At 71.6% G+C, this 21,922-nt stretch carries 16 protein-coding genes; 9 read left to right on the forward strand and 7 right to left on the reverse strand.

Annotated features, from left to right (window positions below; all coding sequences use genetic code 11):
* Nucleotides 1–4: 4 nt before the first annotated feature.
* On the reverse strand, nucleotides 5–478 hold the full coding sequence (gene soxR, locus AB0L37_RS32210; RefSeq protein ID WP_365513429.1) for a redox-sensitive transcriptional activator SoxR: 474 nt from the start codon (nucleotides 476–478) through the stop codon (nucleotides 5–7).
* Nucleotides 479–570: 92 nt separating this feature from the next.
* On the opposite strand from soxR, the gene AB0L37_RS32215 reads away from it, so the two are divergent.
* Nucleotides 571–1,032 carry a MaoC family dehydratase gene (locus tag AB0L37_RS32215; RefSeq protein ID WP_365513432.1) on the forward strand — a complete coding sequence of 154 codons (462 nt, stop codon included), beginning with the start codon at nucleotides 571–573 and terminating at the stop codon, nucleotides 1,030–1,032.
* Nucleotides 1,033–1,035: 3 nt separating this feature from the next.
* On the opposite strand, the gene AB0L37_RS32220 is transcribed toward AB0L37_RS32215, so the two are convergent.
* The 3 genes from AB0L37_RS32220 to AB0L37_RS32230 all read right to left on the reverse strand — a co-directional run bounded on the left by AB0L37_RS32220 (nucleotide 1,036) and on the right by AB0L37_RS32230 (nucleotide 3,281).
* Nucleotides 1,036–1,680: a TetR/AcrR family transcriptional regulator gene (locus tag AB0L37_RS32220; protein ID WP_365513435.1), complete on the reverse strand. Its 645-nt coding sequence runs from the start codon at nucleotides 1,678–1,680 to the stop codon at nucleotides 1,036–1,038.
* 77 nt (nucleotides 1,681–1,757) lie between these two features.
* The gene (locus AB0L37_RS32225; RefSeq protein WP_365513438.1) at nucleotides 1,758–2,048 is read right to left on the reverse strand and encodes a YiaA/YiaB family inner membrane protein; all 291 of its coding nucleotides are present in this window, start codon (nucleotides 2,046–2,048) and stop codon (nucleotides 1,758–1,760) included.
* Between the two features lie 81 nt (nucleotides 2,049–2,129).
* Entirely contained in the window at nucleotides 2,130–3,281 is a 1,152-nt protein-coding gene (locus AB0L37_RS32230) for an acyl-CoA dehydrogenase family protein (protein WP_365513440.1), read from the reverse strand.
* Nucleotides 3,282–3,419: 138 nt separating this feature from the next.
* Between AB0L37_RS32230 and AB0L37_RS32235 the strand changes: the two genes are divergently transcribed.
* Together AB0L37_RS32235 and AB0L37_RS32240 are read left to right on the forward strand one after the other, a co-directional pair.
* Nucleotides 3,420–4,085, forward strand: coding sequence for a TetR/AcrR family transcriptional regulator (locus AB0L37_RS32235; protein ID WP_365513443.1), 666 nt, complete (start codon nucleotides 3,420–3,422; stop codon nucleotides 4,083–4,085).
* Between the two features lie 40 nt (nucleotides 4,086–4,125).
* Nucleotides 4,126–4,839: a winged helix-turn-helix domain-containing protein gene (locus tag AB0L37_RS32240; RefSeq protein ID WP_365513446.1), complete on the forward strand. Its 714-nt coding sequence runs from the start codon at nucleotides 4,126–4,128 to the stop codon at nucleotides 4,837–4,839.
* Between the two features lie 82 nt (nucleotides 4,840–4,921).
* Here AB0L37_RS32240 and AB0L37_RS32245 read toward each other — a convergent pair whose 3' ends face one another.
* Nucleotides 4,922–5,425, reverse strand: coding sequence for a VOC family protein (locus tag AB0L37_RS32245; RefSeq protein WP_365513476.1), 504 nt, complete (start codon nucleotides 5,423–5,425; stop codon nucleotides 4,922–4,924).
* Between the two features lie 249 nt (nucleotides 5,426–5,674).
* Between AB0L37_RS32245 and AB0L37_RS32250 the strand changes: the two genes are divergently transcribed.
* Nucleotides 5,675–6,037 carry a hypothetical protein gene (locus AB0L37_RS32250; RefSeq protein WP_365513449.1) on the forward strand — a complete coding sequence of 121 codons (363 nt, stop codon included), beginning with the start codon at nucleotides 5,675–5,677 and terminating at the stop codon, nucleotides 6,035–6,037.
* Between the two features lie 71 nt (nucleotides 6,038–6,108).
* On the opposite strand, the gene AB0L37_RS32255 is transcribed toward AB0L37_RS32250, so the two are convergent.
* Together AB0L37_RS32255 and AB0L37_RS32260 are read right to left on the reverse strand one after the other, a co-directional pair.
* Complete coding sequence (locus tag AB0L37_RS32255; RefSeq protein ID WP_365513452.1) at nucleotides 6,109–7,191, reverse strand: Zn-dependent alcohol dehydrogenase; 1,083 nt, start codon at nucleotides 7,189–7,191, stop codon at nucleotides 6,109–6,111.
* Nucleotides 7,192–7,207: 16 nt separating this feature from the next.
* Nucleotides 7,208–8,596, reverse strand: coding sequence for an aldehyde dehydrogenase family protein (locus tag AB0L37_RS32260; RefSeq protein ID WP_365513455.1), 1,389 nt, complete (start codon nucleotides 8,594–8,596; stop codon nucleotides 7,208–7,210).
* Nucleotides 8,597–8,775: 179 nt separating this feature from the next.
* Here AB0L37_RS32260 and AB0L37_RS32265 point away from each other — a divergent pair, with 179 nt between their 5' ends.
* From AB0L37_RS32265 to AB0L37_RS32285, 5 genes are all read left to right on the forward strand, one after another.
* A complete protein-coding gene (locus AB0L37_RS32265) occupies nucleotides 8,776–11,346 on the forward strand; it encodes a S8 family serine peptidase (protein ID WP_365513457.1) in 2,571 nt (856 codons plus the stop codon).
* Between the two features lie 3 nt (nucleotides 11,347–11,349).
* Nucleotides 11,350–14,307, forward strand: a complete 2,958-nt coding sequence (locus AB0L37_RS32270; protein WP_365513460.1) for a VCBS repeat-containing protein — start codon at nucleotides 11,350–11,352, stop codon at nucleotides 14,305–14,307.
* A 306-nt stretch (nucleotides 14,308–14,613) separates the two neighbouring features.
* Nucleotides 14,614–15,426 (forward strand): hypothetical protein, encoded by an 813-nt coding sequence (locus tag AB0L37_RS32275; RefSeq protein WP_365513462.1) that lies wholly within the window; start codon nucleotides 14,614–14,616, stop codon nucleotides 15,424–15,426.
* Complete coding sequence (locus AB0L37_RS32280; RefSeq protein WP_365513465.1) at nucleotides 15,426–18,338, forward strand: FG-GAP-like repeat-containing protein; 2,913 nt, start codon at nucleotides 15,426–15,428, stop codon at nucleotides 18,336–18,338. Before AB0L37_RS32275 ends, AB0L37_RS32280 begins: the two co-directional genes overlap by 1 nt.
* Before the next feature lie 102 nt (nucleotides 18,339–18,440).
* The gene (locus AB0L37_RS32285) at nucleotides 18,441–21,743 is read left to right on the forward strand and encodes an AAA family ATPase (RefSeq protein ID WP_365513468.1); all 3,303 of its coding nucleotides are present in this window, start codon (nucleotides 18,441–18,443) and stop codon (nucleotides 21,741–21,743) included.
* The last annotated feature ends 179 nt before the right edge of the window (nucleotides 21,744–21,922 follow it).

Below are 21,922 nucleotides of genomic sequence, written 5' to 3' on the forward strand. Positions count from 1 at the left end.
GCTCTCAGGAGGCCGGGCGGTCCCGGCGTTCCGCCAGCAGGCGGGAGCCGGTGAGGCGTTCGCCGAAGACGTCGTCCGGGTTGGACAGGACGCAGTTCTCCAGGGAGAGGCAGCCGCAGCCGATGCAGTCGGTGAGGTGGTCGCGCAGCCGGCTCAACTGCTTGATGCGCTCGTCGAGTTCGGACTGCCAGGCCGCCGAGAGCCGCGCCCAGTCCTCGCGGGTCGGGGTGCGCTCCTCGGGAAGCTCGGCGAGCGCTTCGCGGATCGTCGCGAGCGGGATGCCGACGCGCTGCGCGGCGCGGATGAACGCGACGCGGCGCAGCGTGTCACGGCAGTAGCGGCGCTGGTTGCCCGAGGTGCGCCGGCTGGTGATCAGGCCCTTGGACTCGTAGAAGTGCAGGGCGGACACGGCGGCGCCGCTGCGGGCCGCCACCTGGCCGACGGTGAGCTCGTGGATCTTCTCCGGGATCTGAGGCACCCGGCCGAGCCTAGTCTGCGGGCGTGGGCGTTGTTAGCATGCCAGGAGCACTGAGCAAGCGCTTAGACAACGGAGACGGAAGGCTGTTCACCATGGCGGAGCCGCGGGTTTTCAAGGACGTCGACGAGCTGAAGGGCGCCGTGGGCGAGCAGCTCGGGTACAGCGACTGGGTCGAGATCGAGCAGGCGCGGATCGACCGGTTCGCGGAGGCCACCGGCGACCACCAGTGGATCCACGTCGACCCGGAGCGCGCGAAGGAGGGCCCGTTCGGCACGACCATCGCCCACGGCTACCTGACGCTGTCCCTGCTGCCCCTGTTCGGTCCGCAGCTGCTGTCGGTCGAGGGCATGAAGATGGGCGTCAACTACGGCACGAACAAGGTGCGCTTCCCCGCCCCGGTGCCGGTCGGCTCGCGGCTGCGCGCCACCGCGAAGATCACGTCCGTGGACGACGTGCCGGGCGGCGTGCAGCTGTCCGTTGCCTTCACCGTGGAGCGCGACGGCGGCGACAAGCCCGTATGCGTCGCCGAGTCGGTGTCGCGGTACTACCTGTAGCCGCTACCGGCGGGGCCGGCCGGCTCCCACCATCCTGAGGACGAGGTCGGCGTAGGACGCGCCGACCTCGTCGGGCGTCCTGCGGCCCTGCGGGTTGAACCAGCGGGCCACGTCGATGCACAACGACAGGATCGCGACGGTGGTGCCGGGCACGTCGGGGACGTCGAACTCCCCCGCCTTCACACCGTCGTCGATGATCTCTCGGACCGCGGCGTCGCTCTGCCGTCGCAGGTCCATGATGCCCGGCCGGTGGTCCTCGCCGAGCGACTCCAGCTCGTACTGGACGACGCGTGCGGTCATGTGGTGACCCGCGTGCCAGCGGACGAAGGAGCGGACGGCCTCCGTGAGCCGGTCCGCCGCCGTGCCCTCGCCGTCGGCCGCGCGGCGCAGGATCTGCAGCGCCTTCTCGTGGCCGATGCGGCTGATCCTCAGGAGGAGTTCCTCCTTGGTCTTGTAGTGGATGTAGAGCGCGGCCGGGCTCATGCCGGCCCGGCTCGCGATGTCGCGGGTCGTGGTGGCGTGATAGCCGCGCTCGGCGAACGCCTGGACCGCGGCGACCAGCAGCCGCCGCGCCGCGTCGGGGGTGACCTCGGCCCACGGCATCTCGTCCGTGACCTGGAGATCCTCGACCCGCTCATCCTGCGACATCGCTGCGCTCACATCCTCCCGTGGGGCTGGTCCCACACCATACCCTCCGGGGTGAGCGGGCGCTTAGGCGAGCGGGGTCAGACCACCGGCTTGAACGGGTCGTGGTCCGCCAGGATCTTCTCCAGGCGCGCCTGGTCCACCCGGCTCACGATCTGGTCGGCCTCCTGGCGGTCGCGGATGACCTTGGCCAGGGTGAAGGCGGACGTCGTGAGGTAGAGGACGGCGATCGCCAGGAAGGCGCGGATCCAGCCGCTGGCGTCGAGGCTGTAGATGCCGATCGCCGTCGCGGAGAGAGCGACGACGAAGGACGCGAGGGCCTGCCCGTAGAAGGCCGTGGTGTTCTGCTGCTTGACCGGTGTCTCACTCATGCCCGACAGCATGGAGCGGATGTGGCCGCAGTCACATCCGCTCCGCTACCTAGGTACGTACTCAGAAGTCTTCAGAGGGCCTCAGAACGCCGATACGCCGGTCAGCGCGCGGCCGATGATCAGCTTCTGGATCTGGCTCGTGCCCTCGTACAGCGTCATGACACGGGCGTCGCGCAGCAGCTTGCCGACCGGGTACTCGTCGATGTAGCCGTAGCCACCGAAGACCTGGAGGGCGTTGTTGGCGCAGCGCACGGCCGCCTCCGACGCGAAGAGCTTGGCCTTCGAGGCCGCAGTGGGGAAATCCTCGCCGCGGTCGATGAGGTCGGCGACGCGCCAGGTCAGCAGGCGCGCGGCGTCCACGTCGAGCGCGATGTCGCTGATCAGCTCCTGGACCAGCTGGTACGAGGCGATGGACTTGCCGAACTGCTCGCGCTCGCGGGCGTAGCCGACCGCGGCGTCGAGCGCGGCCTGGGCGATGCCGACGCAGCCGGCGGCGACCGACATCCGGCCCTTGGCCAGCGCCGACATCGCGATGGAGAAGCCCTTGCCCTCCTGGCCGAGCATCGCGGAGGCGGGCACGCGCACGTCTTCCAGGACGAGTTCGGCCGTGGCCTGGCCGCGCAGACCGAGCTTGCCGTGGATGGTGCGGCGGGTCAGGCCGGGGGTGTCGGTGGGGACCAGGAAGGCGGAGACGCCCTTGTGGCCCGGGGCGTCCGTGGAGCGCGCGAAGAGCAGGACGACGTCGGCCCAGGTGCCGTTCGTGATGAACATCTTGGAGCCGTTGATGACGTAGTCGTCGCCGTCGCGGACGGCCTTCGTCGTCAGATTGCCCGCGTCGGATCCGGTGCCGGGCTCGGTCAGGCCGAAGCAGCCGAGGGCGTCGCCGGCCGTGAGGCGGGGCAGCCACTGCCGCTTCTGCTCCTCGGTCCCGTACGACTGAAGGGTCTTGGTGACCAGACCGAGCGATACGGAGACGATGCCGCGCACCGACGAGTCGCCACGGCCGAGCTCCTCCGTGGCCAGGCAGTACGCGAGGTGGTCGCCGCCCGAGCCGCCGTACTCCTCGTCGATCGTCAGCCCGAGGAAGCCCACGTCGCCGAGCTTCTTGACGATGGAGCGGTCGACTTCCTCGGCACGGTCCCACGCCACCACGTTCGGCGCGATCTCGCGGTCCACGAAATCCTTGGCGAGCTGACGGACGGCCGTCTGCTCCTCGCTCAGCTCCAGATTCATGGACAACTCCTTGAACAGATAAGGGTGGCGCGAAGCGCCACGTTGAGGCGTGGTGGCCGGGCGACGGGCGGGCGTGCGCCGCAGATGCTTTTAAATTAGCACTGCTAGTTTTTGGCTGACAGCCCTACTATGTGCCGCATGGCCCGACCGCGCAAGCCCCTCCTGAGCACCGACCGCATCGTCGACGCGGCACGCTCCCTCGTCGACGCGGAGGGCCTCGCAGCCGTCTCGACGCGGCGGCTCGCGGCCGAGCTCGGGGTCAGCGGCCCCTCCCTGTACAACCACTTCCGTACGAAGGACCAGATCCTGGAGGCGGTCGCGGACTCGGTGAGCGCGCAGGTCGACCTGTCGATGTTCGACGCCCCCGAGGGCGGCGCCGGCCTGGACTGGCGGACCGCGCTGCACGACTGGGCCGTCTCCTACCGGGCGGCGCTGCGCGAGCACCCCAACATCGTGCCGGTGCTCGCGCGCGGGCCCGGCCGGCGTCCGGCCGGGCTGCGGCTGGCGGACGCGGTGTTCGGGGCGATGGTCGACGCCGGATGGCCGCCCGCGCAGGCCACCTCGATCGGCGCGCTGATGCGGTACTTCGTCATGGGGTCCGCGATCGGGTCGTTCGCGGGCGGGTTCGTGGACGACGAGACGGCGTACGACCCCGCGGACTATCCGCACCTCGGGCAGGCGCATCTGCTCGCCGAGCGGCAGGACGCCGTGGACGAGCGGGCCTTCGAGACGGGGCTCGCGGCGCTGCTCGACGGGCTTGCGGTGCAGTTCGCGCAGTTGCCCGCGGCGGCCTCGCGCTCATAGTTCGGCCCGTGCCGAACTGTGCCGGGGGCATCCTTGACGCATGGCTGCTTCCCAGGAACCCGGCGCTCCGCGGCTCGCCGCGCTCGCCTCGCTGATCGCCGACGAGACTCGGGCCGCGTGTCTGCTCGCGCTGCTCGACGGGCGGGCCTGGACGGCGGGGGAGCTGGCCCGGCACGCGGGCGTCGCGCCGTCCACCGCGAGCGAGCACCTCGGCAAGCTGGTCGCGGGCGGGCTGCTGGCGCAGGAGCGGCAGGGCAGGCACCGGTACGTACGCCTCGCGGACGCGCAGGTCGCGCAGCTCGTCGAGGGCCTCGCCGGGTACGCCGTGCCCGGCGGCGGGGAGCGCCCCCCTACGTTGCGGGCGTCGTCCGCGCGGGACGCGATGGCGCGCGGGCGGACCTGTTACGACCATCTCGCGGGGCGGCTCGGGATCGCGGTGGCCGACGGGATGGTGGAGCGGGGGCTGCTGCTTGTCGACGCGGGGTTCTCGCTGAGCGCGGCGGGGGTCGAGTGGTTCCGGGCGCTCGGGGTGCCGCTGGATGCCGACTCCCGTGGGCGGCGGCCGTTGGTTCGGGGATGCCTCGACTGGACCGAGCGACGGCTTCATGTGGCCGGGGTCGCGGGTGCGGCGCTGTGCCGCCACGCGTTCGCCTCCGGCTGGGTCGAGCGGATCGGGTCCGAGCGGGCGGTTCGGGTGACCGGGGTGGGGGCGGGGGTTCTGTGGGGGGAGCTCGGGGTGCGGGTTGCTGTTTGAGCGGGGTTTGGGGCGGGCGGCGTCTGGAGGTGCGGCGCCGCCCTTGGTTGCTGTCTCGGGGCTCTGCCCCGGACCCCGCTCCTCAATCGCCGGAGGGGCTTGATTTGTCGGCGCTTGATTGGGCTGCCTGCTCCAGTTCCGCCACCTCGATCTTGTGCATCTTCATCATCGCCGCCATCACCCGGCCCGCCCGCGCCGCGTCCGGGTCGCCGAGGAGTTCGGGGAGGCGGCGCGGGACGATCTGCCAGGAGAGGCCGAACTTGTCCTTCAGCCAGCCGCAGGGGCCCGGTTCGCCGCCGTCGGCGGTCAGGCGCTCCCACAGGCGGTCGACCTCGGCCTGGTCGGCGCAGTCGACGCTGAAGGAGACGGCCTCGTTGAAGGTGAACTGGGGGCCGCCGTTGAGCGCCAGGTACTCGGTGCCCGCGAGACGGAACGTCATGGTGAGGACGGAGCCGGGTTCGCCCGGCCCGTCCTCGCCCCAGCGCTGCACTTCCAGGACCTCGGAGTCCGGGAAGAGCGAGCGGTAGAACTCCACCGCTTCCTCTGCGTTGCCGTCGAACCACAGACAGGGGCGGATCTTCTGCACGGTGGTGGTCATGGTGGTGTGCCTCCGGTTCGCGGGTTTCCTGTTTCAGGTTTCTCCTGGGTCAGACCGCCCGCAACACGAGAACTCATCGGCACACCCGCACCCTTTCCGCGCGGACTCGGTAATGCCCCAGTAACTGCCCTTGCCTAGCTTCTGCGTTGCCCGCCGTACACGATCAACACCCCGTCGCCGCAGCGAGGTCAGGACCGCACGGCCACAAGCCGGGCCCAACTGAGCAGGAGATTCACCATGTCGCGACGCATCACCATCCGCGCCGTTCTCGTCGGTGCCACCATGACCGCCATGGCCGCCGCCGGTGCGGGTACGGCAGGTGCCGCCGAGAGCACCGTCTTCACGTGCCACGCCTTCAACGCCGTCTGCATCTCCTCGGGCGACGTCCTCACCCCCGACGTGGTGGTGGAAGCCGGGCAGAACTACACCTTCGACACCGCCACCACGGTCGACAGCGTCTCGAACGACACGACCCTGACGTACTGCGTCCGTCCCTCGGACTCGGAGTGGCAGATCACCGTGCTTCCGGGGCAGACGTACGAAGGGCCGCGCTCGGTGGACGCTGTCACGGTGACGGAGTACAAGAGCTGCCCCGTGTGACACGTCCGGCACGGCCGAAGGCCCGGCAGCCCGCGCCCCCGAAGGGGCCGGCTGCCGGGCCTTCGGGGCGCCTAGAAGACCACCAGCGCCCGCCCTCCCTTGCCCGCGACCATGTTGTCGAACGCGGCCGGGATGCCGTCCAGCGAGATGCGCTCCGTGACCAGCGCGCTCAGGTCCAGGCGGCCCGCACGAATGTGCTCGGCGAGAACCGGCAGGTCCTCGGCCGGGTCGGAGTTGCCGTAGACGCAGCCGGAGAGCGTGCGGCCCCAGTGGAAGAGCTCCAGGGCGTTGAAGGTGACCTGCTGGTCCTTGCCGCCGATGCCGACGACCGTGGTGCGGCCACCGCGACGCGTGGACTCCCAGGCCGTACGGATCGTGACCGCGCGGCCGACGCACTCCACGGCCACGTCGACGCCCTGCTTGCCGGTGAGGGCGCGGATCTCGCGGGCCGTGTTCTCGGAGGCGACGACGTAGTCCGTGGCACCGGCCGACCGCGCCAACCCCTCCTTCTCCGGCGAGACATCAACCGCGATGATCTTCGAGGCGCCCGCGATGCGCGCCGCCTGGACCGTGGCGAGGCCGACGCCCCCGACGCCGTACACGGCCACCGTCTCGCCCTCGCGTACGCGCGCCGAGTGGTGGATGGCGCCGTAGCCGGTGAGCACCGCACACCCCAGGAGGGCCGCGTCCGTCAGCGGGACACCGTCCGGCACCGGAAGCACCGTGTTCGCGGCGACGACCGTCTCCTCGGCGAACGCGGCGACGTTCAGGCCGGGGTGCAGGTCGGAGCCGTCCGACGCGCGCTTCGCGTAGACGTCACCCGCACCGGCCAGCGCGTTGGCGCACAGCCACACCTCGCCGAGCGAGCAGGCGTGGCAATGCCCGCACGAGGGAGCCCAGTTGAGGACGACTCCGGCTCCGGGTGCGACGTGCGTGACGCCTTCACCGACGGAGACGACGGTGCCCGCGCCCTCGTGGCCGAGGACGGCGGGGACCGGCACCCGCATGGTGCCGTTGGTCAGCGACAGGTCGGAGTGGCAGACCCCGGCGGCGGCGAGCTTGACGCGGACCTGGCCGGGGCCGGGCTCCGGCAGGTCGATGTCGGCGATCTCCAGCGGGGAGCCGACGGCGGGCAGTACTGCGGCGCGAACCATGACGGTGCGAACTCCCTTAGAACTGGAGGGACTTGGTCTGGAGGTACTCGGTCAGGCCGTGCGAGCCCAGCTCGCGCCCGACACCGGACTGCTTGTAACCGCCGAACGGGGCAAGGGGGTTGAAGCGGCCGCCGTTGATGTCGACCTGTCCGGTGTCCATGCGGCGCGCGAAGGCGACGGCCTCCGCCTCGTCGCCCGCCCAGACCGCGCCCGCGAGCCCGTACACGGTGCCGTTGGCGATGCGCAGGGCGTCGCCCTCGTCCTCGTACCGAATGATCGAGACGACCGGGCCGAAGATCTCCTCCTGCGCGATGGTCATCTCGGGAGTGACGTCGGCGAAGACGGTCGGTGCGACGAAGAAGCCCTTGTCGTGCGGGGTTTCGGTGCCGCCCACGACGAGGCGGGCGCCCTCCGCGACACCCTTCTCGATGTAGCCGCGCACCCGCGCCTGCTGCTTGGCGTTGACGAGCGGGCCGATGCGGTCGCCGTACTTGGCGGCGGCCGCGCCCGCGAGCTCCACGGCCTCGTCGTACTGAGAGGTGTGGACGAGCATGCGGGTCCAGGCGCTGCACGTCTGCCCGGAGTTGCCCATGACGTTGGCGATGCCGACGTTGACGGCCTTGGCGAGGTCGGCGGAGGGGAGGATGACGTTGGCCGACTTGCCGCCGAGTTCCAGGGCGACGCGCTTGACGGCCGCGCCCGCCGTCGCGCCGATCCGCCGGCCGACCGCCGTGGAGCCGGTGAAGGAGACGAGGTCGACGTCGGCGTGCTCGGCGAGGGCCTGGCCCGCGACCGGGCCGAGGCCGGTGACCAGGTTGAAGACGCCTGCCGGGATGCCCGCCTCGTCGACCGCCTCGGCGAACAGCTGGGCGGTGAGCGGCGTGTCCTCGGCCGGCTTGAGCACGACGGTGCAGCCCGCGGCGAGGGCCGGGGCGACCTTGGCGACGATCTGATGGAGCGGGTAGTTCCAGGGTGTGATCGCGCCGACGACACCGACCGGCTCGGAAAGGACGGTGGAGTTGCCGACCTTCTCCTCGAAGGGGTGCGAGGCGGCCAGTTCGGCGTACGAGCCCGCCACCAGGATCGGTACGCCGGCGTGCACCGTCTGCGAGAACGACAGGGGCGCGCCGAGCTCCGCCGTGACCGTCTCGGCGATCTCGTCCTTGCGGGCCACGAGCACGTCGCGCAGGGCGGCGATCCTCGCCGCGCGCTCGGCGGGGGCCGTCGCGGCCCAGGCCGGGAAGGCGGCGCGGGCGGCCCGCACGGCGGCGTCCACGTCCTCGGCGCCGCCCGCGGGGACATGGCCGATCACCGACTCGTCCGCCGGGTTGACGACGGCGATCGTGTCGCCGCCGACGGCGGCGCGCCACTCTCCGCCGATGTACATCCCCTCATGGGCCTTCATGGCTCTCCTCCCGGTACCGCACTGGCCGTGCCGTTACTGCCTGGTAGTCCTGCACCCCAAACTAGCGGTGATAGTTTTTCGGCGCCAGGGATACCCCGTCACACCGCCAGTAATTCCTCAGTAACGGCAGCTTTCTAGCCTGCGGACTCCCCCGTACCGTTCCCGGAGGAGTGCCCCCGATGCACCTGCCCCGACCGCCCCGGCGCAGAGCCGCCGCATGGGCGGCGGCCGCGTTCACCGCGACCGCGCTGATGACCGGCGTGCTGCCGGCCGCCGCCGCCGACACCCCGGCCACGGCCGGCACCGCCGCCACGATCGACTCGGCGCTGAGCAGCGCCGTCGCCAAGGGCGGTGACGCGACGTTCTTCATCACCTTGAAGGACAAGGCCGACCTGTCCGGCGCCAAGAAGCAGAAGACGCACGCGAAGGCCGCCGCGGCCGCGTACAAGGCGCTGCGCGAGCACGCCGACGACAGCCAGGCCTCGCTGCGGTCGTTCCTCGACAAGAAGAAGATCGGCCACAAGGACTACTGGATCGCCAACACGATCCAGGTCACCGGCGACCAGGCCCTCGTCCAGGAGCTCGCCGAGCGCTCGGACGTGAAGTCGATCACCAAGCAGCGTTCGTTCACGGTCGACGACGACGCGACGGCCGACAAGAAGGTCGCCGCGACGCGGTCCGGCGTCGAGTCGTCCGCCGACGGCGCCGGGGACACCACCCCCACGTGGGGCGTCTCCGACATCAAGGCCGACCAGGTCTGGGACACGTACGCGGACCGCGGCGAGGGCGTCGTCATCGCCAACGTCGACACCGGTGTGCAGTACGACCACCCGGACCTGGTGAAGAGCTACCGCGGCAACAACGGCGACGGCACCTTCACCAACGACTACAACTTCTACGACCCGTCGGGCAACTGTCCCTCCGACGGCACCCCGTGCGACAACCAGGGCCACGGCACCCACACGATGGGCACGATGGTCGGCGCGAACGGCATCGGTGTCGCGCCGAACGCCAAGTGGATCGCCGCCAAGGGCTGCGAGGACGAGCACTGCTTTGAAGGGAACCTGCTCGCCGCCGGCCAGTGGATCCTCGCGCCGACCGACCACAACGGCCGCAACCCGCGCCCCGACCTCGCCCCGAACATCGTCAACAACTCCTGGGGCCAGGACCAGGCCGACTCCCCGTTCTACGAGGACATCATCGACGCCTGGAACTCCGCAGGCATCTTCGAGGCGTTCGCGGCAGGCAACGACGGTGACGGCACGACCTGCTCGACGGCCCACCCGCCGGGCGCGCAGGTCTCGACCTACGCCGTCGGCGCCTACGACTCGGCCGGCAGGATCACCGACTTCTCCGGCTTCGGTCCCTCGCCGGTCGACGGCTCGGCCAAGCCGAACATCGCGGCGCCGGGCAAGAACATCACCTCCACGTACCCGGGTTCGCAGTACGCGGCCATGGACGGTACGTCGATGGCGACCCCGCACCTCGCGGGCGCCGTGGCCCTGCTGTGGTCGGCCGCTCCGTCGCTGATCGGCAACATCGACGAGACCCGCAAGCTGCTCGACGAGGGCGCGCGTGACGTCGACGACACCCACTGCGGCGGCACCGCCGCCATGAACAACGTGTACGGCGAGGGCAGGCTCGACATCCTCGCCTCCGTCGACAAGGCCCCGCACACCGCCGTCAGCGTCATCGGCAAGGTCACCGACGACACCGGCGAACCCGTCGCCGGCATCTCCCTCAAGGCCAGCGGTGCCGACGGCGACCACGTGGTGAGCACCGGCCCCCAGGGCACGTACAAGATGGCGCTGGTCGCGGGCGCGTACGACTTCTCGATCGACTCGTACGGCTACGCGGCCAAGAAGATCTCCGGCGTCCAGGTCAGTGGCGACACCCCGCTGACCCAGGACATCGCGCTCACCACTCTCGCCCGGCACGCCGTCTCCGGCACCGTCCTCGACGTCACCGGCAAGCCGCTGGCCAAGGCCACGGTCGGGGTCCCCGGCACCCCGGTCGACTCCGTGACCACGGCTGCCGACGGCACGTTCACGCTGCCGAAGGTCGCCGAGGGCACCTACACGCTGAAGGTCACCCCGGCCGAGCCCGTCCTGTGCAACGCCGCGTACACGGCCGAGCTGAAGGTCGACGGCGACGTGACCCGCACCGTCAGGCTCCCGAACCGCACCGACGACGCGGGCAACTCCTGCGCCCCGGCCGCCTACTCCTGGATCCCCGGCTCCAGCAAGGTCGCGCTGTCCGGTGACGAGGACGCCAAGACGGTCTCGCTGCCGTTCCCCGTCTCCTTCTACGGCGTGACGTACTCCAGCGCCTCGGTCACCACCGACGGTCTGGTCAACTTCCTCTCGTCGCGCATCGGTGACTACGACAACGAGGCACTGCCGACGGCCGACCAGCCGAACGGAATCGTCGCCCCGCTCTGGGACGACCTGGCCCTCGACAAGAAGTCCAGCGTGCAGACCGCCACCACCGGCACGGCCGGCAGCCGCAAGTTCGCGGTCGTCTGGAACAACGTCCTGTTCGCGGGCACCACGAACCGTGCCACCTTCGAGGCCGTCTTCGACGAGGCCACCGGCGCGATCACGTTCCAGTACCAGTCCGTCGCGGGCAACGGTTCGTCGGCCACCGTCGGCATCGAGAACCAGGCCGGCGACGACGCCCTCCAGTACTCGTACGACCAGGCCGTTCTGACGAACGGTTCGGCGATCCGCATCACGCAGGGAGCCAAGTAAGCCATGAGAGCCACCACCTCCCGGCGGGCCCTGACGCTCGCCTCCGCCCTGGTCGCGGCGGGCCTGACGCTGACGGCGGCGCCGCACGCGCCGGCCGCCGACGGTTCGGTCGACGCGATGACGCTGACCAGCGCCCAGGCCAAGACCCTCGCCGCCCATGTCAACGTCGACGTGTACGGCGACAACAACGAGTACGCGGCGAAGGACGACAGCTCCGACGCCTCCGACGGAGGGGCCTCCACCGACGGATCGGCCACGGACGGCTCCACCGACGCCTCCACCGGCTCGGCCACCGACGCCACCGTCGATCCCTCGACCAAGGTCACCTTCACCGACAAGTCCACCCTCGAGGGCGCGCGCGGTGTCGCCGCGACCGTCCCGGCCGGCTCCGACGGCAGCTACTACACCGTGCACAGCCTGGGCAACGTCCAGCTGCACAAGGCCGACGGATCCACCGTCTGGGCGCGCACCAACGCCTCGTACTACACGGACTGGCAGGCCAAGCCGACGCAGGCCTGGCGGGTCGAGCCGTACCCGGCGCGCATCCAGATGGGCTACAACGCCGTCACCCCGACCTCGCCCTACTCCGACCAGGGCTACGACACCGCCGACCTGACCGGTGACGGCACGAAGGACATCGTGTTCTCCGCGTCCGTCGGCATCGGTGACCCCCGGTCGGTCACCACGCCCGACTCGCCGCTCAAGGCCGGCACGTTCGTGACGGTCCTCGACGGCAGGACCGGCAGGACGGTGTGGTCGAAGCTGTACGCGTACGCCGGCAACATCAAGGTCGTCGACGGCACGCTGTTGATCGCCAACTCGCCGCGCCTGAACTGGAACGCGCCCTCGACGGAGACGGCCACCCTCACCGGCATCCGCTTCTCGTACGCCGACGGGAAGCTCACCCCGTCGAAGACGTGGACGTACGACACGAAGTCGACGGCGGGTGCGAGCTGGGCGGCCCTGGAGTCCGTCGGTGACGGCAAGGTCGCCGCGGTCTGGGACCTGTACAAGACCTCCACGAACGCCTCGCGGGGCCGCACCCTCGTCCTGGACACGGCCGACGGCTCGGTCACGTGGCAGACGGACAGCGCCCTGTACGGCCGCCAGCTGCACGTCGACGCCTCCCGCAAGCGGATCGTCGCCCTGGAGCAGGCGGACGCCTCCGACGCCGTGCGGTACGAGATCGCCACGTACGACCTGGCCGACGGCAAGCGCACGACGCTCGACAGCCGGGTCAACGTCCTGCCCACCGCGCTGACGGTCGGTGACGCCGCGACGGGCGGCGGCGACGAGATCTCGGTGAGCGAGTCGGTGATCAGCTCGTCGTTCAACGTCACCTCCAGCACGATCCGGGTCCTGGACGGCTCGGACGGCTCGACGGTGAAGTGGACGTACACCACCAAGCGTTCGCCCGACAACAGCCACGACGGCGCCAGCACCTGGAACCTCGTCGCCACGAACGGCACGCTCACCGCCTCCGCGATCGACGACCAGGACGAGGGCAACGCGCTCAACGCCGGTGGGCTGCGCTACGGCTCGCTGACCGCGTTCACCGGCGGCGGCAAGATCAAGTGGCGCCAGCACGGCTACAACGCCTCGCCGATGTACCAGCAGGTGTACTCCTCCGGCGGCGCGGACTACGTGCGCACCGTCGACCAGCAGCAGAACATCCGCGAGTTCAGTCTCGGCAACGGCAGCCAGAAGGGCCTCACCCCGCTGCAGGGCGACCTGTACGCCGGCAGGGCCGCGGACTTCGACGGCGACGGCAAGAAGGACGTCGTCGTCGGCGGCTCCTCGCACGGCGTGTGGGCGTACTCCGGTACGTCGCTGGTCAGCGGTTCACCGAAGCTGCTGTGGAAGGCCACCGTCCCCGGCGAGGTGCACAACATCGCGACCGGTGACGTCGACGGCGACGGCACGAAGGATGTCGTCGTGGCCGCCGACAACGCCACCGCCGTCCTCGACGGCAAGACCGGCAAGGTCCTGACGACGATCGACGGCAAGGGCGCGTACGTGCGCTCGGTGACCGTCGCCGACGTGAACGGTGACGGCAAGGCCGAGATCCTCGTCCCGACCGACGCACTGCGCGTGTACGACGCGAGCGGCACCCAGCTGTGGTCGTACTCCGCGCCGTCGAGCGCCGGTGACGTGGTCTTCTCCGACACGGTCGTCGCCGACGGGCGGGTCTACACGCAGTACAGCAGCCTCGGCGCGATCAACGCCTCCGACGCGGTCGTCAACGGCGTCGCCCTCGACGGCGAGGGCACCGTCAAGTGGACCGCCGACCCGAAGGCCCCGAGCCAGGCGGCCGACGGCAAGCTGCACGGCGCGGTCCTGGTCAACGGCGTCTTCGCCTCGCCGAAGATCCCTTACGCGGACGGTCACGCGGTCGTCTACACCTGGATCATCAGCGCCGACCCGACGGTTGACGGTGATCTCTCCACCGCCTCACCGCGCGACGTGACCGAGATCCGGGACGGTCGCACCGGTGAAGTGATCCGCCGGAGTCTCACCAGCAGCCCGTGGTCGCACGGCAACTACTTCACCGACGACCAGAACTCCGTGCTGTACCACATGGGCTTCGGCGTGATGAAGGGCTACCCGGGCGACGGCAAGGACGACACCTACGCCTCGGTGATCGCGCCGCTGCGCACGGGAGGATTCATCACCGGGCCCGGCGGCCGGAAGCTGTTCGGCGGCGGCACCGAGGGCGGTCTGGCCGTGTACGACGCGTCGCAGCTCACGAACGGCGAATTCTTCCAGTCCAGCATCGGTAGCGCCGGCCTCATGGGCGGCCGCAACTACCTCGCCGCCGACCTCGACGGTGACGGCACGGACGAGATGGTCTCCCTCAACTTCGACGACTTCGGTATCAACCGGATGGCGGAGCAGTTGGGCGGCGGCGTTCTCTCCCTGAACAACGGCATCCACCAGATGTCGACCTTCAAGCTCTCCTGATCTCCTCCGTCCCACGCGAACCCCCGGGCCCCGCCCGGGGGTTCACCTGTCCACACCCCCACCGGCCCGGTAATTCCCCAGTAACGGCGGCCTCCTAGCGTGCGCGCTCCCCGTACCGTTCCGGAGGAGCACACCCGATGCACCTGCCTCGAACCGCCCGGCGCAGACCCGCCGTATGGGCCGCGGCCGCGTTCACCGCGACCGCCCTGGCCGCCGGCGTCCTGCCGGCCGTCGCCGCCGACACGTCGTCCGCAGCCGCCACCGCGACCATCGATCCGTCCCTGAGCAGCGCCGTCGCCAAGGGAGGTGACGCGACGTTCTTCGTCGTCCTCAAGGACAAGGCCGACCCTGGAGGGCGTCCCGGTCGACGCGGTCACCACCGGCGCCGACGGCACGTACACCCTGCCGAAGGTCGCCGAAGGCACGTACACGCTGCGGGTCTCCCCCGCGGCCCCGGTGGTCTGCAACGGCGTCCACACCAGCGCGCTCACGGTCGACGCCGCCGAGACGGCCGACGTGCGGCTGCCCCACCGCACCGACGCGGGCGGCACGTACTCCTGCGCCCCCGTCGCCTCCTCCTGGATCAAGGGCTCGACGGGCACCGGCCTGACCGGCGACGAGGACGCGAGGACGATCAGCCTGCCGTTCCCTGTGACGTACTACGGCGTGAAGTACACCAGCGCCTCCGTCACCACCAACGGCCTGGTCGACTTCCTCCAGCCGCGCCTGGGCGACTACGTCAACACCGCGCTGCCCGCCGCCGCCCAGCCCAACGGCGTCGTCGCCGCCTTCTGGGACGACCTGGTCGTCGACAAGAAGTCCTCCGTGCAGACCGCCGTCACCGGCACGGCCGGAGCCCGGAAGTTCGCGATCGCCTGGAACAACGCGGCCTTCGCCGCCGACAGTTCGGTACGGGTCTCCTTCGAGGCCGTCCTCGACGAGGCCACCGGCGCGGTCACCCTCCAGTACCAGGGCATCGGCACCGGCGCGCTCCCGCGCGGCGGCTCGGCGACCACCGGCATCGAGAACCAGGCCGGTACCGACGGCATCGGCCACTCCTTCGACCAGACCGTCCTGAGCGACGCCACCGCCATCCGCTTCACCCCGAAGGGCGCCTGATGAGACACAACCACCGGCGGGGCCTGCGCCTGGCCTCCGTACTGATCGCCTCCGGACTCGCGCTGAGCGTGTCCCCGGCCGTGCACGCCGACGACAGCGGACTCCTGACCCTGACCGACAGTCAGGCGCACAAGCTCGCGCGGCAGATCACGCCCGACATCTACGGGGACGGGCGCAGCCTCGACCCCATGGCCGCGCCCGACGACGCCCCTGACGACGCGGCCACCGACGGCAGTCCCACGACGGACAGCGGCGCGTCCACCACCAGTGCCACCCCGTCCTGGAAGCTGAGCGAGAAGTCAGCCGTCGAGGGCGCCCAGGGTTCGGCCGCCACCTTCGCGGCCGGGGGCACGAAGGGCGACTACTTCTCCGTCAACTCACTCCTGCCGATCAAGCGCATCGGCGCCGACGGCAAGGAGGTGTGGTCGCGCGACTCGACCTCCCTGGACTCCGACTGGAAGACCACGCCGGCCCGCGCCTACCAGACGGAGCCGTACCCGGCCGCCGTCGTGATGGGCTTCAACGCGGTCGCCCCGTTCAGCATGACCAGCGACGACGGCGTCACCACCGGCGACCTGACCGGTGACGGCGTCGACGACCTCGTCCTCACCGCCGAGGCCGGCGTGTACCCCTACCGGCCGTTCACCTCGCCCGGATCCTCGCTGCCCAACGGCACGTTCGTCACGGTCCTCGACGGCGCCACCGGCAGGACGCTGTGGTCGAAGCTGTACGCCGCCGCGTACAACATCAAGCTGGTCGGCAAGACCCTCGTGGTCGCGGACTCGGCGTACTACAACCTCAACTCCCCGGCCGGTTCGAGGACGACGCTCAACGGCATCCGCTTCGACTACGCCGACGGCAGGCTCACCCCGTCGCAGACCTGGTCGTACGACGCCGGCACCTACACCGGCGTCCAGTGGGGCTCGCTCGAACCGATCGGCGACGGGCTGCTCGCCGCCTCCTGGAACCAGAACCGCAGGTACACCTCCGACCTCACGCCCAGCGGCCACACCCTGGTGATCGACACCAAGGACGGCAGCGTCAAGTGGACGAAGAGCGGGCGGCTCTACGTGCGTCAGCTGCGCCTGGACGCCACGCGCGGCCGGATCGTGGCCCTCGAGCAGTCGGACTACAACGAGGGCGTGAAGTACGAGCTCTCCTCGTACGCCCCTGCCGACGGCGCCCGCACCGGCCTGAGCGAGCGGATCAACGCGCTGCCGCTGGCCCTGGAGATCGGCGACATCCAGGGCAACACGAAGCCCGAGTACACGGTCAGCGAGTCGAGCGTCGACAACAACCTCACCATGAACAGCAACAGCGTCCGCGCGCTCAACGGCGACGACGCGAGCCTGCTGTGGGCGCGCACCGTCAAGCCGGCCACCGAGGGCGGCGCCGTGGGCGCCGCCTGGGACCTCCAGGCCGTGGACGGCAGGATCGTCGCCTCGTCCATGGACGACACGGACAGCTCGCTCGCCCAGAACCGCGGCATGAACCGCTACGCCCGGCTCACCGTGCTCGGCGGCGCCACCGGTGACGTGAAGTGGGACAAGCGCGGCGTCGTCGGCTCGATGCTGAGCGCGCAGCCGTTCGCCAAGGACGGCGGCTGGCGCGTGCGCACCGTCGACACGAACGAGAACATCCGCGTCTACAACCTCGGCAGCGGCAAGCAGGAGAGCCTCCTCCCGCTGGAGGGCATCCCGTACACCGCCGCGGCCACCGACATCGACGGCGACAAGAAGAACGACCTCGTCGTCGGCGGGTCCTCCAACGGCCTGTTCGCGTACGACGGTCCGTCGATGACGGCCGGCGCGCCGAAGCGGCTGTGGACGGCGACGCTGCCCGACCGCGTCGTCCAGGTCACCAAGGCCGACACCACCGGTGACGGCCGCGACGAGCTGATCGTCGCGGCGAGTTCGGCGGTCGTGGTCGTCGACGCCCGCACCGGCAAGGTGCTCACGACGATCACCGCTCCCGCCGGGGAGTACGTGCGTAACGTCGTCGCGTCCGACCTCGACGGCGACGGCGCCGCCGAGCTGGCCGTGGCCACCGACAAGGTCCGCGCGTACGAGGGCGACGGCACCCTGAAGTGGGCGTACGCGGCCCCCTCGGAGATCGGCACGCCGACGTTCGCCGACCTGTCCGCCGCGGACGGAAAGGTCTACGCCGAGTTCCAGACCCGCGGCATCAACCCCAGTGCCGCCACCCCCGTCGGCGGTGTCGCCCTGAACGGCGAGGACGGCTCGGCCGCCTGGACGTTCACGCCGAAGGCGCCCGACACCAGCACCGGATCGCTGCTCGGCATCCCGCTGCGGGCCGGCACGTTCGCCTCGCCGGGCATCCCGTACGCGGACGGGCACGCGGTCGTCTTCACGTACGTGGTGCGCGGCGACTCCGAGCAGTTCCCGCCGAACCAGCTGACCAACATGGTCCAGATCCGCGACGGCCGCACCGGCGAGCTGCTGCACGAGACGAAGGCGGGCGGCTACGCCACGCTGCACAGCTGGACCACCGGGCCCGAGGGGCTGCTCGAGGGCGGTCTCGCCGCGATGCGCACCTACGGCGCCGACGGCCAGGACCACAAGGTCGGCACGCTGGCGGAGATCCGCAGCAACTCCTTCGCCAAGGGCCCGGGCGGCGCGCGCGTCCTGGTCGCGAGCGGCACGCAGTTCGTGAACATCTACGACCCCGCGGTCCTGAAGTCCACCGACAGCTTCGTGCGGGCCGTCACCGGCTTCGGCGCGCTGGGCGCCCGCGAGCACGTCGTCGCCGACCTCGACGGTGACGGGAAGGACGAGATCATCCTGCTCACCTTCGACGACCTCGGCGCCGACCGCAGCGCCGGCCTGGTCGGCAACTCCGTGTCGCAGCCGTACACGGCGATCCGGTCGGCGGTCACCCTCGGCATCGACTAGGGGTTTCGCGGACTGGGTCCTTCGCGGATCCGACGGCCGATCAGAACCTCCTGGGCGCCTGCCCAGGGGGTTCTCAGCGCGCTCGGTTACAGTGACGCCCTCATGGAAGCGCGGCACACCACAGAAGACACCGACAGCGGCGCCCCGCTGCTCCGTCTGCACCTTTTCAATGGCTTTCGGGCGACACGGGACGGCGGTTCACCGGTCGCCGAGCGGTGGCCGCGGCCCAGCGCCCGCACGCTCGTGAAGCTGCTCGCCGTCACTCCCGGCCGCAGCCTCCACCGCGAACAGGCCATGGACATCTGCTGGCCCGACGCCGACGCGCAGGCCGCGCTGCGCAGTCTGCGGGTCGCGCTGCACGCCGCGCGCCGCGCCCTGGAACCCGAGTTGGCGCCGCGCACGGCGTCGTCGTACCTGATATCCGACGGCGCGATGCTGCGGCTCGACCCGGAGCGGGTGTGGATCGACGCCGACCGGGCGGAGGAGTCCGCGGGCGCCGCCCTCTCCTCGGGCGAGCCGGAGCGACTGGCCGCCGCGCTGCTGGAGTTCACCGGCGAGCTGCTGCCCGAGGACCGGTACGCGACCTGGGCGCAGCCGCGCCGCGACAGGATCGCCGCGCTGCGCGAGGAGCTTCAGCTCGGGCTCGCCTCCGCTCACCTGGAGCGCGGCGCCCCGCACGAGGCGGCGGCCGTCGCCGAGCGGATCCTCGCGGCGAGCCCGGCCGACGAGGCCGCGCACCGGATCCTCATCGACGCCTACATCCGCCAGGGGCTGCGGCGGCGGGCGGTGCGCCAGTACCACGTGTGCCGGGAGACGCTCGACGCCGAGCTGGGCGTGCGCCCCGGCCCCGAGACGGAGGCGCTGCACCGCCAGGCCCTTGCGGCCGAACCCGCTCCCCCGCCGTCGGCGCCCTCGCTCCCGGCCCCGCTGCGCGCTCCGGCGGCCTCCCCGCTGCGCGGGCGTGACAACGTTCTCCACCGGCTGCTCGCGACGGACGGGCCCCCGGTGCGGCTGCTCACCGGAGAGGCGGGGGTCGGCAAGACGCGCCTGGTCGGCGAAGCGGCGCGGCGTGCGGCCGCGGCCGGCGCCGCCGTGTTGTGGGGCGGCGGGCACGACGCGGAGGGGCACACGCCGTACGGGGCGTTCGCCGAGGCCCTCGACGGGTGGCTGGCCGAGCGGGACGCGGGCGAGCGGGCGCGGGTCGGCGCCGAGCATCCCGAACTGGCCGCGTTCCTGCCGTCGCTCGGCCGGTCGAGCGGGAGCGGCGGGCGCAGCCCGGAGGAGGAGCGGGACCGATTGTTCCGGGCGACGGCGGCACTGCTCGGTGAACTGGCCGCCGCGCACCCGGTGTTGCTGGTCCTCGACGATCTGCACGCGGCGGACACGGGCTCGTTCCAGCTCCTGAGCCACCTGGCACGCAGGGCGGCGACCCCGACGGGAACCCGGCTGCGGTTCCTCGTGACGTGCCGCGAGGAGGAGCTGCCGGACGGCGATCCGCGCCGCGCGGGCCTCGCCCATCTCGTCCGTCAGCATCTCGCCGTACGCGAGGAGTTGGGGCGGCTCGACCGGGAGGCGTGCCTGGCGGTGGCGCGGGACGCGGGCGCGGCCGGGGACCGGGTGTGGGAGCTGTCCCTCGGCAACCCGCTGTTCGCCGTCGAGCTGGCGCGCTCGCCCGTCGAGGGTGAAGCACCGGACAGCGTACGGGAGTTGGTGGCCGAGCGGCTCGGCAGGCTCGACCCGGACGCACGGCGGGTCGTCGAGGCGCTGTCCGCCGCCGGCAGCGAGGCCGCCCTGTCCGAACTGCTCGACGTCGCCGCGCACGGCCTTCGGCCCGCGCTCGACGGGGCGGGCACGGCCGACGCCGTGGAGCGGGCCATCGGCGCCTCGCTCATCGAGGAACGTCAGGTGGTGGTCGCGGGACGCCCCGAGGCGGGCCTCGCCTTCCGGCATCCGCTGGTCCGCCTCACCTGCTACGACCAGCTGGCCACCGTACGCCGCAGACAGTTGCACGCCGCGTTCGCGCACGCGGTGCTGCGCCGCAGGCCCGACGCCGTGGACGCGCTCGCCTCGCACTTCGCGCGGGCCGACGACCCGCGCGCGGCCGAGTATCTGCGCCGCGCCGCCGAACGCGCCGCCGCGCTGTACGCCAACGACACCGCCGACCGCTACTACCGGGACCTCGTCGCCCGGCTCGACGTGGACGCGGCCCGCGCCCGGCTCGCACACTCCCAAGTCCTGCGCAGGATGGGCCACTTCGAGCAGGCCGCCGAGGTGCTGCGGACGGCGCTCGCCGAGTTCGAGCGGCGCGGTGACCACGACGACACGGTGCTCGCGGCGGCGCAGCTCGCCGAGACCCTCGTGAAGTCCGGCGCCCCGGAGGCCGCCCTCGACATCCTGCACGCGCACCCGCCGACCGCGCACACCGCGCCGGAGCCGACCGCCACGCACCACATCGCGCGGGCCGTCACGGACTTCGTGGCCGGCCGGTACGGGGAAGGGCACGCGGCCGCCCACACGGCCCTCGCCTCGGCGCGCCAGGTCGCCGGGGTCGCCGGGCACGGCCTGGTGGCGCGCTCGTACGCGCAGCAGGCCGCCAATCTGGGGCTCGCGGGCCGGTTCGGCGCGGCCCGCGAGGCGGCCGACCGTGCCCTTGCCCCGGCCGAGGTGTACGGGGACCCGACCCTGCTCGGCGGGGTCCTCTCGACGCTGCGGGAGAACGCGCGGCGCGGCGGGCGGCTGCGCGAGGCCGTCGACACCGGGCGCCGGGCGCTGGCCCTCGCCGAACGGTCGGGGGACCCGACGGCCGCCGCGTTCGAGCGCGCCAACCTGGCCGAACTGCACCTGCTTCTTGAGGAGTTGGAGGAAGCGCGCGAGCTGGGTGAGGCGGCGGTCGCGGGCGCCGAGGCGGACGGTGCGTGGTGCCTGCCGTACGCGCTGGCCGCGCTGGCCCGGGTGCGGATGCGGCTCGGGGCGGGCGTGGACGCGGCGGAGTTGCTGACGCGGGCGGAGCGTACGGCTGTCGCCCACGATGACCGGCAGGCCAGCTTCGAGGTGCGTACGGCTCGCGCGGAGCTCGCTCTGCATGCGGGCCGGCCTGATCAGGTGCGGGCCGCGCTCGGCGATGCGGTGGCGCCCACGCTTCAGGCGTGGGCGGATCTTCTCGACGGGGCTCGGGACGCGGCTCTGGCGGGCGCCGCCGCTGAGGTTGAACGGGCTCGGGGTACGGGTGAGCGGCTTGCGGAGGTGGAGGCGCGGGTCGTTCTCGCGGCGGGGCTCGGGGCCGAGGGGGGCGGGGCGTTGGCGGAGGTGGAGTCCGTGGCGCGGGGGTTGCCGTATCCCGCGGGGGTTCGGCGGGTTGCTTGGGTGCGGGAGGTTTTGAGCGGGGGGCCGCGCTTCTCGCCGTAGGGGGCTGTGTGCGTGGGCGGCTGCGGCTTTCGTTGTGGCTGGTCGCGCAGTTCCCCGCGCCCCTGAAATGCAGACGCTTCGCGTCGCATTTCCCCGATGAAGGCTAGGCGGCGAAGCCGCCAGCCTTCATCGGAGGCGCCCCTGAGATGGCGCACGAAGTGCGCATCTCAGGGGCGCGG

The organism is Streptomyces sp. NPDC052225, from assembly GCF_040679615.1.
GTDB lineage: Bacteria > Actinomycetota > Actinomycetes > Streptomycetales > Streptomycetaceae > Streptomyces.